Annotated in this window: 3 protein-coding genes; all 3 read left to right on the top strand. The window is 79.3% G+C overall.

Annotated elements, in window-relative coordinates:
- Nucleotides 1-329 precede the first annotated feature (329 nt).
- On the top strand, nucleotides 330-599 hold the full coding sequence (locus ACI78U_RS24890; RefSeq protein ID WP_456878127.1) for a hypothetical protein: 270 nt from the start codon (nucleotides 330-332) through the stop codon (nucleotides 597-599).
- 68 nt (nucleotides 600-667) lie between these two features.
- Nucleotides 668-1,129, top strand: coding sequence for a PPOX class F420-dependent oxidoreductase (locus tag ACI78U_RS24885; protein ID WP_456878126.1), 462 nt, complete (start codon nucleotides 668-670; stop codon nucleotides 1,127-1,129).
- Between the two features lie 60 nt (nucleotides 1,130-1,189).
- On the top strand, nucleotides 1,190-1,431 hold a 242-nt coding region (locus tag ACI78U_RS24880), incomplete at its 3' end, for a hypothetical protein (RefSeq protein ID WP_456878125.1).

Raw genomic sequence — 1,431 nt, 5'->3', positions numbered from 1 at the left:
CCCACCCCCCGGCCGCAGGTCGCCGGGCGGGCGCCCCCGCCCCCCCCCCCCCCCCCCCCCCCCCCCCCCGCCCCCCCCCCCCCCCCCCCCCCCCCGGGCCGGCCGGGGACGCCCCGGAGGCGGCCGAGGCCCCGGTCGGGGGCGCGGCGCCACCGGCGGACGGCGGCGCGTCCGGGCGTCCGGGCAGGCGGAACCTCATGGGGAGATCGCACCACAGATCAGCGGTCCGCACCGCACGGGAGCAGGCCGGCGGGCCGGGTCAGGACCCGCGCGACGGGGTAGGGGGGTGGCTCCGGGGAACCCGCCCCGGGACGTCCGAGAGGTAAGCCATGCCCGAGGTCCCGCAGCCGGTCACCGACGACAGCATCAAGGTGCGACAGCTCTCGCACTACCAGTTCAGCTGGGTCGCCGGGGAGCCCGGCGAGCCCGGCACCTACACCCTGCAGCTGGTCCTCGACCAGGGCGCGTGGGAGGAGGTCCTGACGCTCGACCCGGACGACGCCGACAACCTGCAGGACCTGCTCGCCGACAACGACACCGTGCACTACGACGTCGGCCGGCGGGTGCTCATGTTCGGCGTGAAGAAGGCCGGGGCCTGACGGTCCGTCAGCTCACCGGCGGCACGGCCCCGGCGCCGGCGGACGGGGGCGCCGCTAGCGTCGGGGTCGTGCCGAGGACCGCGACCGCCGACCGTGTCGACCGTGCTGCCCTGCTCGACTTCCTCCGCCCGCGCCACCGGGCGGTGCTGCTCACCCGCCGGCGCGAGGGCGTCCAGCTCTCGCCGGTGACCTACGGCGTCGACGCCGAGGGCCGGGTCGTCGTCTCCACCTATCCGCAGCGGGCCAAGGTGCGCAACGCCCGCCGCGACCCCGCCGTCTCGCTGTGCGCGCTGTCCGACGAGTTCGACGACGCGTGGGTGCAGGTCGACGGGCACGCCGAGGTCCTCGACCTGCCCGAGGCGCTCGAGCCCCTCGTCGAGTACTTCCGCTCGATCAGCGGGGAGCACCCCGACTGGGCGGAGTACCGCGCGGCGATGGCCCGGCAGGGCAAGTGCCTGCTGCGGATCACGATCGAGTCCTGGGGACCGGTGGCCACCGGCGGCTTCCCGCCGGAGCTCGCCCGGGACTAGCGGCGCGCCGGGCAAGCCCAGGAGCTTGCCCCACCCGGCGGGAGCCGCGACGCTGCCGTCGTGCCCCTGGCCCTCGCCTGCGCGCCGCTGACCGCGGGCGCCGCCGGGCCGCCGGAGGTCCTGGGACCCGGCGCCCGCCCGCTGGGGGAGGGCTGGACCGCCGCCGTCGCGGACGCCGCGGCCGCCGTCGACGCGGTCGTGGCCCTGGTGCGCGCCGGCGGCTGGCGGAGGGGGGGGGGGGGCGGCCCCCCGCGCGCCCCGCCCGCGCCGGGGGGCGCGCCCGGCCGCGGGGCGCGCGCAGC

The sequence above is a fragment of the Geodermatophilus sp. SYSU D00710 genome, assembly GCF_054050195.1.
This window is presented reverse-complemented; position numbering and strand designations above follow the sequence as displayed.

Excerpts from the sequence above, each read along its gene's own strand:
- ACI78U_RS24890 (WP_456878127.1), top strand. The coding sequence starts at position 330 with ATGCCCGAGGTCCCGCAGCCGGTCACCGACGACAGCATCAAGGTGCGA.